Origin of the sequence: Aphanizomenon sp. UHCC 0183 (assembly GCF_009712065.1) — a bacterium.
GTDB lineage: Bacteria > Cyanobacteriota > Cyanobacteriia > Cyanobacteriales > Nostocaceae > Dolichospermum > Dolichospermum heterosporum.
In genome coordinates this window covers 83732-100015 of sequence record NZ_VILC01000025.1, presented here as the reverse complement: position 1 = coordinate 100015, position 16284 = coordinate 83732, and the positions used below count along the sequence as shown (strand labels likewise).

9 protein-coding genes are annotated in these 16284 nt (G+C 36.8%); 3 read left to right on the top strand and 6 right to left on the bottom strand.

Features of this window, described 5'->3' with window-relative positions:
• The first annotated feature begins 177 nt into the window (after positions 1-177).
• Both FJR37_RS11255 and FJR37_RS11250 read left to right on the top strand, forming a co-directional pair.
• The gene (locus tag FJR37_RS11255; protein ID WP_039201585.1) at positions 178-642 is read left to right on the top strand and encodes a hypothetical protein; all 465 of its coding nucleotides are present in this window, start codon (positions 178-180) and stop codon (positions 640-642) included.
• Positions 643-689: 47 nt separating this feature from the next.
• Positions 690-2573 (top strand): ABC transporter ATP-binding protein, encoded by a 1884-nt coding sequence (locus FJR37_RS11250; protein WP_168466048.1) that lies wholly within the window; start codon positions 690-692, stop codon positions 2571-2573.
• 127 nt (positions 2574-2700) lie between these two features.
• Here FJR37_RS11250 and rnhA read toward each other — a convergent pair whose 3' ends face one another.
• The 5 genes from rnhA to FJR37_RS11225 all read right to left on the bottom strand — a co-directional run bounded on the left by rnhA (position 2701) and on the right by FJR37_RS11225 (position 10516).
• On the bottom strand, positions 2701-3609 hold the full coding sequence (rnhA, locus tag FJR37_RS11245; protein ID WP_168466047.1) for a ribonuclease HI: 909 nt from the start codon (positions 3607-3609) through the stop codon (positions 2701-2703).
• An 87-nt stretch (positions 3610-3696) separates the two neighbouring features.
• Positions 3697-4131: a GNAT family N-acetyltransferase gene (locus tag FJR37_RS11240; RefSeq protein WP_168466046.1), complete on the bottom strand. Its 435-nt coding sequence runs from the start codon at positions 4129-4131 to the stop codon at positions 3697-3699.
• A 541-nt stretch (positions 4132-4672) separates the two neighbouring features.
• Positions 4673-9364: an FkbM family methyltransferase gene (locus FJR37_RS11235; RefSeq protein ID WP_168466045.1), complete on the bottom strand. Its 4692-nt coding sequence runs from the start codon at positions 9362-9364 to the stop codon at positions 4673-4675.
• Between the two features lie 156 nt (positions 9365-9520).
• Positions 9521-9670 carry a hypothetical protein gene (locus tag FJR37_RS26195; RefSeq protein ID WP_168644775.1) on the bottom strand — a complete coding sequence of 50 codons (150 nt, stop codon included), beginning with the start codon at positions 9668-9670 and terminating at the stop codon, positions 9521-9523.
• Between the two features lie 405 nt (positions 9671-10075).
• The gene (locus FJR37_RS11225; protein ID WP_217355244.1) at positions 10076-10516 is read right to left on the bottom strand and encodes a TEK-like protein; all 441 of its coding nucleotides are present in this window, start codon (positions 10514-10516) and stop codon (positions 10076-10078) included.
• Between the two features lie 2052 nt (positions 10517-12568).
• On the opposite strand from FJR37_RS11225, the gene FJR37_RS11220 reads away from it, so the two are divergent.
• Complete coding sequence (locus FJR37_RS11220; protein ID WP_168466044.1) at positions 12569-15355, top strand: hypothetical protein; 2787 nt, start codon at positions 12569-12571, stop codon at positions 15353-15355.
• A 220-nt stretch (positions 15356-15575) separates the two neighbouring features.
• On the opposite strand, the gene FJR37_RS11215 is transcribed toward FJR37_RS11220, so the two are convergent.
• Positions 15576-16142 (bottom strand): hypothetical protein, encoded by a 567-nt coding sequence (locus FJR37_RS11215; RefSeq protein WP_168466043.1) that lies wholly within the window; start codon positions 16140-16142, stop codon positions 15576-15578.
• Positions 16143-16284 lie beyond the last annotated feature (142 nt).

Sequence of the window (16284 nt, the reverse complement as noted above, 5' to 3'; positions counted from 1 at the left end):
TAGCAATCCTATTTGATTTGTGAACATTGCCAGAGTCAAATCCCCGACTTCTTAGAGAAGTCGGGGATCTTGTTTTTCATAACTAATTTAGGATCGCTATATAGTCCAGGTGATTAAAAATTGCCTAGTACAGTGTATATTAATAATTGACAAAATAATTAAAGGAGAATTTACTCCATGAACAAATTATTAGATGAAACCCTATCTAATGAAATTGCCAAAGCCATCAAAAGTAAAGCTAAAAAACCTTTTGATAATGCTTATAAAGCAGTTTTAATCACCGAAGGGGCAAAGTATATTCAAGGCTTTTTAGTATTTGCTGGTCAGCCCTATAAACCAGTTGAACATGGTTGGATTGAAGTTAATGATGTAATTATAGATCCGACACTTCCCCATTTACAAAAAAATCCCCAAGAACTTTATTATTTTCCGGCTCAAAGTCTGAGCGCTAAAAAGCTCAAAGCTATGATTGAAGAATCCAAAGAAGATTATCCAGAGGATGATCCTTTACCTATTTATGGTGAAGCCCCCTATGATTATTATGGTGATGTCATGCTGGGGGGGCTAGAATATTTGACAGCTTATCAAGCAGCACAGGCAAAATGTCAAGAAATCAATGGCTTAAATTTTGAAAAAAATTAGTCTCCCAGAGCAGAATTTCACATTATTTTTCTCCTAAATTGTTATTTATGGGCATCTCTCCATCTCCAACTAAATCCAATCCCGAATACCGTCGTCGAGAAAATGACTGGCGGTTATTTTTACGCTTAGTTCCCTATGGTCGTCGTCATGGCAAACTATTAGCAGTATCCATGTTCATGCTTGTTCCTATTGCTGTTGCTAGTGCTATCAAACCCCTATTAGTAGGACAGGCAATTTCTTTAATTCGCAAAGAACCAAGTACATATCAATTTCTGCAAAATATGCCTTTATGGCAAGGCTTAAATATCTTGATTGGAATGTTGCTCATTGCAACTACTATCCGCTTAGTATTAACAGGTGTCCAAGGTTATTTAGTTCAGAAACTAGGGCAAAAAATTACGGCGGCTATTCGTGAGGATTTATTTACTCATGTGACATCTTTAGCTGTGCGGTTTTTTGATCAGACACCTGTAGGTAAATTGATTACTAGACTAACGAGTGATGTCGAAAGTTTAGGAGATGTTTTTTCCACTGGGGCTGTAGGCATTGTCTCTGATTTACTATCTATGGTAGTAATTGTGGGATTGATGTTTTCAATTCAATGGCAACTTGCTTCTTTGTTGATATTCATCCTCTTGCCAGTAACTTGGTTGATAATTTATTTTCAACAGCAGTATCGAAGGGCTAATTATAAAACCAGGGAAGAACTTTCTACACTCAATTCTCAACTTCAAGAAAATATTGTCGGTATTAATATAGTTCAATTATTTCGCCGCGAAAAATTTAATGTTGAGTTATTTCGATCTGCTAACCAACGTTATATTAAGGAAGTAGATATTAGCATTTGGTATGATTCCGCAGTTTCTGCAACCTTAGAATGGATTGGTTTAATTGCCGTTGCTGGGGTACTATGTTTAGGTGGTTGGTTATTATTAAATCAACAAATCTCTTTTGGTATTTTATCAGCATTTATTTTATATGCCCAACAATTTTTTGAACCATTGCGGAATTTTGCGGAAAAGTTTACGGTGATTCAATCTGGTTTTACGGCTATTGAAAGAGTAGTTGATATTTTAGATGAACCTATCGAAATTAAAGATTACTCTCAGCCTCGAAGTTTAAATGTAGATTTTGAATTTGGCTATATTAATGAGATAGCTTCTAAGTTAGAATCTCAAGATTTTACACCCGTTCCGGCTTTGGGAGAAATTAAGTTTGAAAATGTTTCTTTTGCCTATAAAGATGATGATTACGTTATTAAGAATTTAGACTTTACTATTCACCCAGGGGAAAAGGTGGCTTTAGTTGGTCCCACAGGTGCGGGTAAAAGTTCAATTATTCGCCTTTTGTGTCGTCTTTATGAACCAACCCAAGGACGCATTCTCATTGACGGTGTGGATATCCGCGAGATTCCCCAGGTGGAACTACGACGTTATATGACGGTGATTTTGCAAGAGGCTTTTTTGTTTGCTGGTGATGTTAAAAGTAATATTACTTTAGGTGATAATTACAGTTTTGCAGAAATTCAACAAGCAGCAGAAAAGACGAATGTAGCGACGTTTATTAACCAATTACCCCAAGGTTATGATACTCAATTACGAGAACGGGCGACAAATCTTTCTAGTGGACAAAAACAACTTTTAGCCTTTGCGCGGGCGGCTATTCGCAACCCCCAAATTTTGGTATTAGATGAAGCTACAGCGAGTTTAGATGTGGGAACTGAGGCTTTAGTTCAATCAGCTTTAAATCAGTTGTTAATCCAACGAACTTCAATTATTATTGCTCACCGTCTCTCAACAATTCGGAATGTAGACCGGATTTTTGTGCTGAAACGGGGGGAATTAATTGAACAGGGAAGTCATGAAGAATTATTACAACAACAAGGATTTTATGCGACTTTGCACAATTTACAAATGTTAGGAGCTGATTAAATACAATCGAGGGCGCATACCCTGCGCCCCTACGATTTTTGCGATTTTAAAATTTTAAAATGTACCTCACCGATTTGAAAATCACTATATCCTACTTGCAAAACCTAATTACGAATTACGAATTATTTTATTCTACTTCTGGTTCTATTTTGTCCCCACGTTCAAGTTCCCAGAGAATTTGATTACCTTCACGTCTTACTCGTGAAACTATCCAATTTCGCCAACGCCATTCATCACCTCGGCTGGTAACGGCGCTAGAGTGAACACCCATTAAGTCTGCTAATTCTGAACTGGTAATTAGGTAGCCTTTTTCGGCAATTTCGTCTGCAATCCGTAAGGTTTCCACCAAGTTGCGAAGTTGTAAAACCCTGATTTCAGTGGGTTGTTCGTTGGTTGTAGTCGCAGTTGGTGTTGTAGATGGTTCCATAGTGCTTGTATCTGATGCAGACGGACTGCTTTCTAGTGTGTTTTTATTAGTTATTGTAGAGTTTATTGGATCATTAGATACTTTTGCTGGGCTTATTTTCCCAATTTTAGGTAAATTTTCGTGAAGAAGTGCAGGTAATAATTGTTTGAGGTGAGGGATTTTATGGTTGGCGAAGGAACGCGCAATGACATCACAGCGTTCATTGCCAATATTACCAGAATGTCCGCGAACGTGTTCCCATTGTACCAGTCGGCTATTGAGTTGATCCAGAATTTCTAGGAGGTCTTGGTTTTGGACGGGATTCCCATCTGCTTTTTTCCAGCCGTTCTTTTTCCAGCCTTTTACCCATTTTGTCACACAATCAATTACATATTTACTATCGGTGTACAGGGTAATAGGTTGCGTTTGTCGAGATGATTTGAAAAATTCCAAGGCGGCGATCGCAGCTTGCATTTCCATTTTATTATTAGTGGTGTGCTGGGATGAATCACCCATTTCGTGAACTGAACCATCACTAAAATAGACAACTGTACCCCAACCACCAGGTCCAGGATTGCCTGTGCAAGCACCATCTGTGTATATACTTTGAATTAGACGTTGAGTAGACATAGTGCAAGTATCAAACTGTAAATATCATCAAGAAAGTCATTACTGACGAATTTTAGTCAATAATCTTCAGACTATCATAGTTAATAATCATGGTTCTATTCCTCCCATAACTGAATCATACCGGTGCATTATTTTCAGTGCATTTACATCATATATAAAACCCCACCGTTCATAAAAAGGAATCATTTCTGGTAAACAGAAAAGAGCAATATCTTCTACTGCTTTTAATTGGGTATGATTAACGACTTCATCTAATAATTTAGCACCAAATCCCATTTTTCTATAACTAGGTTTAACAATCACATCATAAAGAACTCCCCGATAAACAAAATCAGTCAAAACACGACAAAAAGCAATTAGTTCTTTTTCCTCATTTATTAAAGCAATAATAATATCAGATGCAGTCAACATTTTGGTAACACCTTGATATGTCCGATTTTTACTCCAAAATTCATGTTTGTATAATTCCACAAGTTCAAAGATTTGAGTTTCATTTAATTGGTTAACAACTTGGTAATTCATTTTTTAAACTTTATTGTGCATAGTTTTGATCTAATGTGGATTTTATCTCTTGTAGGGTGCGTCAGACCCAATGATTTGGTAAAAAACAGATTTCCTCTATCTGACGCACCTTACTAAATATGTAATGTGGATTTTATGTTATGAGGTACAAGAACCCCACCCCCAACCCCCTCCCCACAAGCGATGAGGGGGCTATGATATACTCAATATATAATAATTTTTAACCCCTCTGGTAAACCTCTCCCCGCACCTCTCCCTAACCCTCTCCTAAGAGGAGAGGGAAAAGGAATAATATTTAATACTGGAGAGACTTTGAACTTGTTCTTTGTATGATAAAAAAGTCCAGCTTCTAGCCGTTTTGAGTATAATGATAAGTTAAAATGCCCCTCTCCGTGTCGGAGAGGGGTTGGGGTGAGGTTCAATCACTCCTACGTCGTCACGCTACGCTATCGAATTTACGTTAAAAATACGTAGGGTGTGTTAGCGACAGCGTAACGCACCAAATCCTTGATCATAGTGCATTACTAATTTCATCCTATCGTTATCCGTCAAGTCGTTTACTGGCAAGAAGTAATCGGCCTTCTGATTGATGACTGTGGAAGGGTTTATGAATAATCTGATTGAGTAAAGATACCGATTGTTTAACTGAGAAGTAAGACGAGAAAACGCGGCTATTCTCGCAGGTTTCAACAACACTTACTAAGAACCAGTCTTGCAGATTATTGTTAAATATCTGATGATCGTATTGCTGACTCACAGGCAGAAAAGGCTCATTTACCCTAATTAATCTACCAGAATTGATATTGGTAATTAATTTTTCCAGTATTTCCACACTAACTTGTCTTTTCCCTAACTCTGTCGCTACTCTAGCCAAACTACAATATCTAGTCAACGAAGGTTGAGCCTTAACAGCTTGCTGAATACATTCAAAGGAATGTTCTAAGGAGGCAAACTTTTCTCCTGGGGAAAGGCTGACTGTTTTTGAGAGAAAGAAGTAATTTAGCCCTTCTAAATAAACTTGATTATCAGCATTGGCAACCGTTGCGTATTCTTGCCACTGATTTAGGAAAGGAGTTGCATAACTATAAGCTGCTATTGCTTCTAACCAGTAGGATGGTTGTGGAAGTAGAGGCTTTTCTTTAACTTGTGTTACTAGTAAACCACGTTCAGCTAATTGTTGCGATCGCTCTGGCTTACAAGCAAACAAGTTTAATTGATAGCCATCTACTGGCTGATTCACATCAAAAGGCACTAAACAACCGATGCTAGAAATTAAGTAGTAAGTCTCATAGCCGAGATTTTGAAATAGTTGAATTAACCGCATATTAATATGTTTGCCATGCTTGAGTTCAAACATAATTAATGGCGATTGCTCAAAAAAGAATCTTTTCCCACCTGCGAGAATCTTGGCTTCTTCTCCTTCTGCATCTAGCTTAATAAAGTCAATTTTCTGCCAGTTACGCAGGGCTAATTCTTGATCCAAGTTCAGCAGTTTAATAATTTCTTGTTGTTGAGATGAATTATCGGGCTGTAGAGAATTTAGTTCACTATTTGTTGATAGAAATAAAGTTGCTTCACCCTCACAATCTGATAAGCCGGCATTAACTATCTCTACATTCGTGAAACCATTAGCTTCTACACCTTTTCTCAATAAAGAAACAACTGAACTAGCGGGTTCATAAGCCGTAATTTTACCTTCTCCTTGGAGTAACTTAGCCATAGTTAAGGTATAGACTCCATGATTAGCACCAATATCTAGGATTTCCATCCCTGGTGTAATCAGTTTGCGAATAAACTCCATTTCTGACTCAAACCAATCACCCTGTTCTAGCAAAACATAAGTTGTCAAGCTGTTGATATCATTCTTAACACATACTTTAATTCCACCCTCAATCTCCACTAGGCATTCATGAGGATCAGCATCAGTGAATTTAAAATATTTAAGCTCTTCAGAATTGTTAGCATTTTCCTGAAAAATGGGAATAATTTTATTAGCAGGTCGAGAACGATACTGTTGTAAAAAACCTTTGAAATTTTCTCGTATTTCACTATCATCAGGTGCTAATAACAACGCACAGCGATAATATTTTTCAGCCTCTGCAATTAATTCCTGTTCTTCTAACAATTTACCTAAAGCTTGATAAGTGGCAGCAGAACCGCGATTAATGGCAAGAGATTGCAAATAAGATGGAATCGCATTTTCTACATCATCTAAGGCTTGATAAGCTAGACCTAAATGATAATATCCCTGGGCATCATCAGGATGATTTTCGATATATTGCTGATAGTAATTAATAGCATCAACAGGTTCTAATTCCACCGGAATAGAAGCATGATTAGGGAGATTTTCGCTGTTAGATATTGTGGTTTTTTCAATATAAATCTGCCACATTTGGCGATAAGCTGCTTCTAAAGTGCTGGCCATGTTTTTCACATCCAACAAAGGAGAGTGCAGCATTCGTTCACGCATATTTAAGCGCAAAGATTGAAGATAATCTGGATTTTGGGCTAATGCGATCGCTCTTTGAACATACTCTGTGGCACTATGGACAATACAATCATCCAAACCAACACTGTGGAGAATACTGGCACTCATGCGCTCCATTTTCCGCGTCCCTGCTAGGGTTAATGTTGGTACTCCCATCCACAGGGCTTCACAAGTTGTAGTACATCCCGTATAGGGAATACTATCCAAATGCAAATCAACCTGATTATAAAGATTCAGATGGTCTTCATCAGTAGCAAACGCACCATATAAGAAGATGCGTTTAGGATCAATACCCTGTTCCACAAAGGGGGTTTGGATTCTCTCGGTAATTAAGGGACTGAATACATCAGAACTAGCGCATTTTAACACCAAGCGAGAATTAGGAACTGCTTTGAGAATTTCAATCCACAGCGCAAAAGTTTCTGGTGTAAGTTTGCGTAAATTATTGAAAGATGAAAAAGTGAAAATTCCCGTTTTTTTTCTAGGAAGTTCAGTAATTTCCGGGGCATTGTTCAGCGGTTCATAACCTACATAGCAACGGGGTAAACGCCATATAGTTTCGCTGGTTTTTTCCTCTGTATCATGGGGGTGAAGAAACTGATCAGTAATCCAATAGTCAATTGTCGGTAAACCTGTGGTAGCAAAATAGCCTAAATATGTAGTTTGAATCGGCGCTGGTTTCATCCCCAAGACCATCATCCGGTTATTTGCCGTATGCCCTGCCAAATCAACGATAATATCTATGCGGTCTGCTTGAATTAATTCAGCCACTTGTAAATCTGAAAGACCCACAGTAGAACGCCAAGCATCGCAGATATCTATAATTTCCTCTGTAATTGCATCCGGTTCTTTGACTTCCCCATAACAGAAAACCTCAACCTGGGTGCGGTCATGGTGTTGAAAAAGGGGTTTAATAAATGAACTTACCGAATGTCTGCGAAAATCAGGGGAAATATAGCCAATGCGTAAACGACGGTGTGGAGTTTTATCCTGAGAGTGGGTGGTGAGGGTTGGTAGCCATTGACTAACTACTTGTTGTTGATACCACAGTTGAGCAGAATCTAATATTTCTTGAGGTGTAAAACTGACAAGAGAAGATAAATTAAACAGAAAACAAGAATGTAGTTTAGGATTATTAGGATTAATTTTCAGGGCTTCATTTAACAGACTAATACACTCTGATAATTTTCCTTGTTCACCGGCAATAAATCCTAAAAGTTCATAAGTTTCGCTATGGTTAGGATTTAATTGCAATATTTTTTGGAAGCATTCTTGGGCTAAATCTGCTTGTCCATTTTTATAGTAAACATAACCTAAATTTTTTAAGGAATCAATGTAATTTGCATTAATCTTTAAAGACCGACGATAGGAAGTGATTGCTTCTGGATAGCGATTTTGATTTTGTAAAACACAACCTAAATTATAGTGAGCCAAAACACAATCTGGATCTAGTTCAATCACCGATTTAAAATAGATTTTGGCTTGTTCCCATTGTCGTTCACGCACCAACATTGCCCCAGTGTCGTTTATTTCTTCTGGGAGATTAAGCAATAATTCTAGGTCTGTTTCTTCTAACAAATTTTGGATGAAATCTGCACCTTCTCCTTGTTGCCAAAGTAAAGCTAAATTGAACTTTGCCCCCTGATGCGTTGGATCTAGGTGCAAGACTTGAGAAAATTGTTCTATGGCTTGAGTAAATTGCTTTTGACGTTTAAAAATCAATCCTAAGCGATAGTAAGCCTTGGTATAATTCCCATTGATGGTGATAGCATGATTATAATGAACAATAGCTTTTTCCCAATCATCCTCCTGTTCATAAACAAAGCCCAAATTATAATGAGATTTGGCTAACTGAGGTTGGATATTCAGAGCGCGTAAATACCATTTTTCTGCTAATTGTAAGTTATTTTGTAAAGTTAGGGCTGTTCCTAGTAAATGGCAAACTTCCGCCGCTTCATTTAACCGCCCCATTGCAGTTAAAATGGTGATCAGATATTGATCAATGGATTCGTAAAATTGTTCCCGTACTTCGGTCTTTATCTGGCTAAATTTACCAATAATTTTATCAATTTGGATTAGCAGTGGTTCTAATTGAATTGCTGCTAAATGTTGTTCTAATCTTTCGGATATACTAAACTCATCTTCGTCATTAAATTGTAGGAGTAATGGTTTGAGCAAAGTTTCAATAATTAAGCATTGCTCAGAACTGAGAATTTCTTGCCATTGTGGTACAGTTGCCGGTGCTGGTAACTGACACTGCTTTAATAACAAATAAATTTCCGATTCGGTAAATTCAATATTTAAATATGTTGCTAACTTAGAAATTTCTGAATGTGGTTCTGAAATTAATTTTTCTCTACGAATTAATAAAGTTTGATGGCTATCAGAAAACCACTTTTCTTGGTATTGTTGCCAAAGGTTGATAAAAGTAGATTCAAAGGTTAATTTCTGTTCTAAAGAAGCGAGAACAGCAGCCAAAATTTCACGGGGATCTTGATGCAGATAAATACTCTTAACTTCACCGTGCTGAATTTTTTCTAAAGTTAATTTTGAGGGAATCTGATATTGAATGAGTGTTACAGGTGAGGATGGTTGTAAAAGCTGAAAATAAGCATCTATTTCCGAGGCAGTATTGCAAATAGTTCCTTGAATATTGCTTTTATCTATTTGAGTTAGTAAAGTCTGGCAAAGATTGTAACCCAGACTTCTTAAATCCTTAGCTGTTCCACCACAAAAAATAATCATAAAACCCTTCACATCCTGATAATTTCTAAAAAATAATGCTCAAATAAAGGCAAATAAAAATAGCCATTTAATTTTTGTCAGGCAGAAATTTTATTTATAGCCGCCGACAGATTCTTGTAGAGACGTTCCGCCGGAACGTCTCTACTCAAAACATAATTAATCTAGAGCCGCAGAACCACCACTTTGCCAAGATTTAACAATACCGATAATGTCACCAAAGCGATGATCATTAATAGCAGTATCAATGGCGCGAGCGATCGCAGCTTGAATAGTATTATCTGGATAATTGACAGTTCCAACATTCATATTTCCCTTGATAATTGCCACCTGACTGGGATCATTACCTACAGAACCATAGATAACTTTTATTGTCAGACTACCGTTAGGGCTACAGCGGAAACCGCTGTTATAAGGTACATCTTAGCCCCCTCATCGCTTGCGGGGAGGGGGTTGGGGGTGGGGTTCTTGTACCTCATAACATCGGGAAATGCTGTAATAGAACCTTGGGGAAATACAATTTCCGAGACAAAACTGTTAATTGTCTTTTACGCTTACCGGATACTCTTGTAAAATAAACTTATCCCCCAGTTGTTGAAGCCAGGGGGATAAACTGTGGAACATAGGGCATTGATTTTTAGCCTATGTCCCATCAAGGTGGTTGACGATTCCTTCTATTTCCTTTAATGAGTAGGAATCGCCGACTTTCTCTAACTAGTCCAACCCACCATTTTGAAAGGATTTAACGATATCGCTAGCGGCACCATATTGACTAGCACCAACCGCAGCACCAATTGCACGAGCAGTAGCAGCTTCAACTGTGTTGGCAGTATAAGTTTCTCTACCAGCGTTCATGTTTGCTGTTGTAATCGCAACTTGGCTTAAATCACCGCCACTTGTTCCGCCAACTACAGAATAGGTAACATTCATTGTGACTGCACCAGTGGAGGCTATAGACTCCTGTGGCAGTAAAACTTCAGCAGCAAAGCTATTGGTTACACCATTGGTTAAAACACTAGTCAGCGCACCGGATACTTTGGAAGATTGAGGATCAGCTTGAGCGGACTCAGCATTGATGAATGAACCTGCAACTGCTCCACCTGCTAAGAGAGAGGCAATGGCAGCAGCTTTTAATACTTTGTTAGATGTTTTCATGATTTTATTCCCTGATTTGTTTATCAAAATAGAACTTACACACTGCCAAAAATTTTCATCATCTGTATCCGAAAAATCTCTTGATTTCAGGCTTTTCAACCTTCGGATAGGGAGCAATTTTTTCAGAGTATGAAAGAAAAACTTTGTGATTCAAGCATCCCGATAAATTCCCATGATAGAGATTAATGCTGTTAGTTTTACTGGCAAGTAAGAACCTATCTATGTGTATCAGTTTATGAATAATTCCGATATTTGTCAATCAGAAAATAATTTAAATTGCAACACTTAATCGCTCTTCGGCACAAGTTATGCCAAATATGAATTTATTTACTTCAAAACCTTTATAAATGAAAGATTTCATAGGTTTGTGTCCTCAAAATATAAGTCTATGTTTTATACTCCGCAAGGTAATAAATTGAGCTTTTGCTTAAATGTAATATATGGATTTAAAAATGCAATAGTTATTACTTTGTCAATTATATAAGCCTTTTATCACTATCGTAACCAATAGGGATAGCTACGTGAATGACAATATCTTTGGAGGATATATTTACGTAAATAAGTACCTAGTTAAGACTACGTAAGTAGGTGAACACAATAAAACCAAACTGTGTAAAGAAATGTAAAATCGCCCAAACCCTTTTCACTCTTGCCTCTTGCCTCTTGCCTTTTGCCTTGCCATAACGACAATTTTCAACGCTCACCTACTTATTCGTCGATAACTATAGTGAAAAGTTCAGTATTTTCTTGATGATAAAATATAAGAAAAATTTTCTTATAGCCAAATTAACTGCTATCATCTAGCCATTAATTCCAAGTTACAGGGTTTAAATTGGGTGAGGATAAGATTACTTTTTAATCCTTGTAATTATATATATTTATATTCTTGCAATACCTTGTCTATTTTCTGTAGCGACTGTTCGAGTTCTGTCATGGAGATTGTTGTGGTGAGCCTTGCTACAAAGCGGTCTTTTCTGACCCAGGTTGGGACGGTCTACCACTTCTTCTAGCATACCTCTAAGATACAAGGTTGGGTTAAGCGAAAGCGCAACTTAACGAATTTTTTGGGTTTTATGCTGATTGCTCCGCAAAGCTAACGTTCCACAATCCAACCTAAAAATCAAGGCTTTTTCCAATTTGGACAAGTATTGTTCTTGGAAATAAAAAAGTAGGTGAACGGCAAAAAAAACCGTAGACGCGGAGCAGCTTCTCATAAGAGTAATATGTAACGAAAAGTAAAGTTGCCCAAAACCTCTTCTCTGTTCCGTGCGATGCACTGAGCTTGTCGAAGTGTTCCCTGTTTCCTTGTCATAACCACAATTTTTAATGCCAACCTACTTATGAAGAAACAAGATATTTTCTGGAGTGCTGGAGTGCTGGTAACTTTGTCCGTGTCGGCACTGCTTCCCGTAAAAGTCCTGGCAACTGAAGAAGAAAAAGCAACCGATTCTATCAACGTTAATACCAATAATCAGACTGAAATACAGGTACAATTTAGAGACATAGGTTTTGGGTTAAATGATTTAACTCCTTCTACCCCAGAGATAACTACCATTACTCCTTTCTCACCACAGCAAAAGTTAAATGATACAGAAATCAGTCTCAATCAATATTCTGCATATCAGTTACCAGAAAATATCCTCTACACAACGTCTAGTTGTGAGGGAAATAGGCTGGAGGATTCTGCACCAATACTCGTCACTAGGAACAATATCCCCAGTGTAAAGGAAGATTTGAACCGACACACCTTTAGCTGTGAATATAGTCCTCATGAGATTTATTATAATATTCCAGATCAAGATTTAAATATAAATAATACTAATAACTTTCATTTATATAAATCTAATTACAACACTACTCTTAGTGGCGAGACATTAATCGCACAGGAAACAAGCAATCAGCAGCAAGCGCAATTAACTCCAGTTGAGCCAAATCTACCTGTATTTCCCAAGGAAGTACCTTCTTTACCGATTCCAGATGATAAACCAGCATTAACTCCTTCTACCCCAGAGATAACTACCATTACTCCTTTCTCACCACAGCAAAAGTTAAATGATACAGAAATCAGTCTCAATCAATATTCTGCATATCAGTTACCAGAAAATATCCTCTACACGTGGCGAGACATTAATCGCACAGGAAACAAGCAATCAGCAGCAAGCGCAATTAACTCCAGTTGAGCCAGATCTACCTGTATTTCCCAAGGAAGTACCTTCTTTACCGATTCCAGATGATAAACCAGAAACGAAACCAGAGGAGAAACCAGCATTAGCTCCAGAACAAAATAAACAAGTCCTGAGAATTTTAATGCGTAGCTTGTTAGAAAACAGCGCATCAAGATATCCATTTTTCGTAAACACAAGTGATAAACTAATTATTAATCCTCGTAATTTTCAACCCTCAAAATTTACTTTCTATGCAAATTTCGGTTTTGATCTAGATAAATTTGCACCAAGTAATGCGTTTCAAAAAGAGCAATTTAGTGATCCCCTCATTAAATCAGCTAATATTTCTATTTATCCCAATGACGAACAATTCTATTGGGTATTAGATGGTAATCGTGTGGTTATTGAAACCCAGGGAAACCATCTAAATTTTAGTTATCAGGGAAATAGTTATCAACAAAAATTGAGACAATTTGCTCAAATTTCTACAGCTTTTTTCGGTGTACAAACAGTATTTGCTTTTCCTACTGCTCTTACAGATTCAGTAGGAAGCAATAAATTAAATGACTTAAATGTTACTATCGCGGGGGCAGAAATCGTCCTACCTCCGGGAGTTCAGCTACCTGATAATGCCAGTTTTAATCTGAATATTACTGGCTCTGATGGTAGTTTGTTCCAAAAACTTATTCCCCTAGCTAACGCACCCAAAGCAACTACAGACCAATTACTAGGAGGAGGTGCTTTATCTGGTAATTTAGATGCTAGGAATGCACCTAAATTTTTCCAAGGCTTTCCAACTGTCAATTTACAACCTTTATTAAATAATGGTGTTAAGTTAGAAGCTGGTAGTATTATTCCCCGTGAAAATCTCCTTGCTGCTGGACTGACATTAGGTGATTTTTTTACTAACCAGGGATATTCGTTTAAAGCTCCAATTACGTCTCTACCTGGGATAAAAACTTTACAAGTTAATCAAATAAATAATAATGATCTTTTTGAAGTCCTTAGCAATCCCTTTTTAACGAAAGAACAAAGAGATTTTCATTATCTTAATTCCTTAAGTTGGTCTAACCTTGGACAACAAAGTCCTGAAGTTACCACTTCTTCGATATTAAGTCCTCAAAACCAAGCTTGGTATAGATATACTTTGAGTCGGTCATATAACCGCACATTACTACAATATGACCCAGAAAAAATTAGATTAAATTATTTAAATGTTTTTGCTAATCCTGGCTTATCTGTAACTACAGCCCAATGGCAAGATACTGATTTAAATCAGACTACAAATGCTAGTCTAGGATTAATATTGGGTAGTGCTTTTAGTGTTATTAATCCGGGTAATTTGAATGCAAGTATTAATGAAGCAAAAGAACAGTTTAATACCGTAAAAACTTTAGCGACGTTGAAGACAAAAGCCACATCTCAACAACGCAGACAAATGAATGAAAGGTTAAATAATACCCTAAGTTATAGTAATACTAATAGTAGCCTTGCCCAAGTTTCTGGAAGTTATACTTTTTCAGGAAATATTACTTCAGATAGTTCCTTATTATTACAACTAAGAACAGGTATTTATCAAAGAAGTGTCCAATTTATTGAGCAAATAATACAACCTTGGACTGATGAAACTCCTGTTGTCATAGATTCGGTTTCTCTTGATGACTTGGGTCCAATGTTTTCTAATATTCCCAAAACTAATGCTAATGCGCCTCAAACGATTACATATACCTTTTTGCAGGCAAAAACTTCAGATGGACAAGTTTTATTTGATAAATCTTTTGTCTTTGATAATAATTTCGATAGTTTGTTTACAGCAGCTTCTATAATTGGAGGAGGAAAAATTTTTGATATAAACTTTAGCAGACTTCAACTGAGTACGTCTCGACAAAGGGAAATTGAAACATCTTCTTATACTGGAAATCTTTATTTACCAGCAGTGGAATTTGTCATATCTGGAAGTATTGATAATCTAAGTTATTCCCTATCTACAGGTATGTGGTTTAATCTTTTTCCTAATTCTGTACCAATGATTGATAATAATTTGGGTAAGTTAAATCCTAATGCTACCGGAGAAAGTTCGCTGGGTGGAATGTTAAAGTTTGCGACTAAAGCAGATTTTCGGAATACCTTTTATGATAAAAATCAACAATGGAGTACAATTATAGTTAATTCCCCTTTTCTATCACTAACTTATAATAATAATCCTAATCGTTTAAATTTATCAAGTCTTTCTATTGGTAATGTATTTCAGTTTGTGAAACCAGATTTTAATATAACTCTTTATCCCGTATTAAATTGTTCCCCCCAAATCCTCAATCCTGATGTTCAATCTACTAGTTTAGGTGATATTAGCACTTTTTTATTGTTTAATTTTTCTCATAAAAGTGGTTTTAATTTCAATACTTCTTTCTCTTTTGGTAATCAAGAACCTTCATATCAAATTGAATCTACCTATGATGTTTTCAAAGATAAAGAATTAGGGACTGTCATAATTGGTCCATACTATTCGACTTATTCTACAGCTACCAAAGGATTTGAAAGTCAGTTAAAAGATCCTAACTATGGGATGATATTTCGTTATGCAAGTGCTAATTCTGGTTTAGTGATGAATTCTCGTTTAGGTAAAAGTGAGGATGGTTTTAGAGGGGACATGAATCTAGAACTTAAATTTTAGCTTCCAAATCAGTAGACATCTCCAGTAAAAATTGTAGAGACGTTCCATGGAACGTCTCTACAGGGGTTTCATGCCACGCATACTTAATTTTCGGGCGTTGCTGATTAAGGGTATGAATTTTAGTCTCACGCAAAGGCGCAAAGACGCAAAGGTAAGATTTTTAAAGGTTCAATTTGGGAATTTCATACCTCAATTCAGCAACGCCAATTTTCGGAGATGTCTAATCTAAAACTGGTACAGGAAATGAAAGGTTAACACTATTTATTACAGAACCAACGGTAGAAATTGGAGTTGTATCAACACTAAAATTGACATCTCCACTAGAAACAGAATTTTTAGAAGGTAGAACTACATTAATAGTAGATACAGTTCCTGATGTCGTAGTTGCGACCGGAATAGCAATAGATTCACTTCCCGTCCCTGTCACTGTCCTTGTCTGAATTTGAGGTGAATTACTACCTTCTTTGATCACAGAAACGAAGCTAGAAGTTGTATTAACTGCTGGACTGACGACAAAATTAGCAGGTACTTGAAATACTAATGGGGTTAATGGGGTTTCAATGGTTGGCTTAGGAACTTTAATGGTTGGCTTAGGAACTGTAGTGGTTGGTAATTTGATGGTGGGAATAATTTGCGCCTGAACAGTTTCAGGTATTAAGGTTGATAGCAGGATAGTTAAGATCAACCCCTGGACTTTAAGACTAGTAATAGATTTGATTTTAATTGTCATGGCATTTAATCCTTTATTTACAAATATTGGTTTAACTTCTATGCAAATATTTGTCATACTTTGCTAAATATTTTCTGCATAAAAAAAGAATTTGGTAAAAGGTAAGAAATTACCAATTACCAATTAAGTAGTGAGACAGAATTAATTACAGCAAATTGTCATCAAACCCGGAACAAGAACCCCACCCCCAACCCCCTCC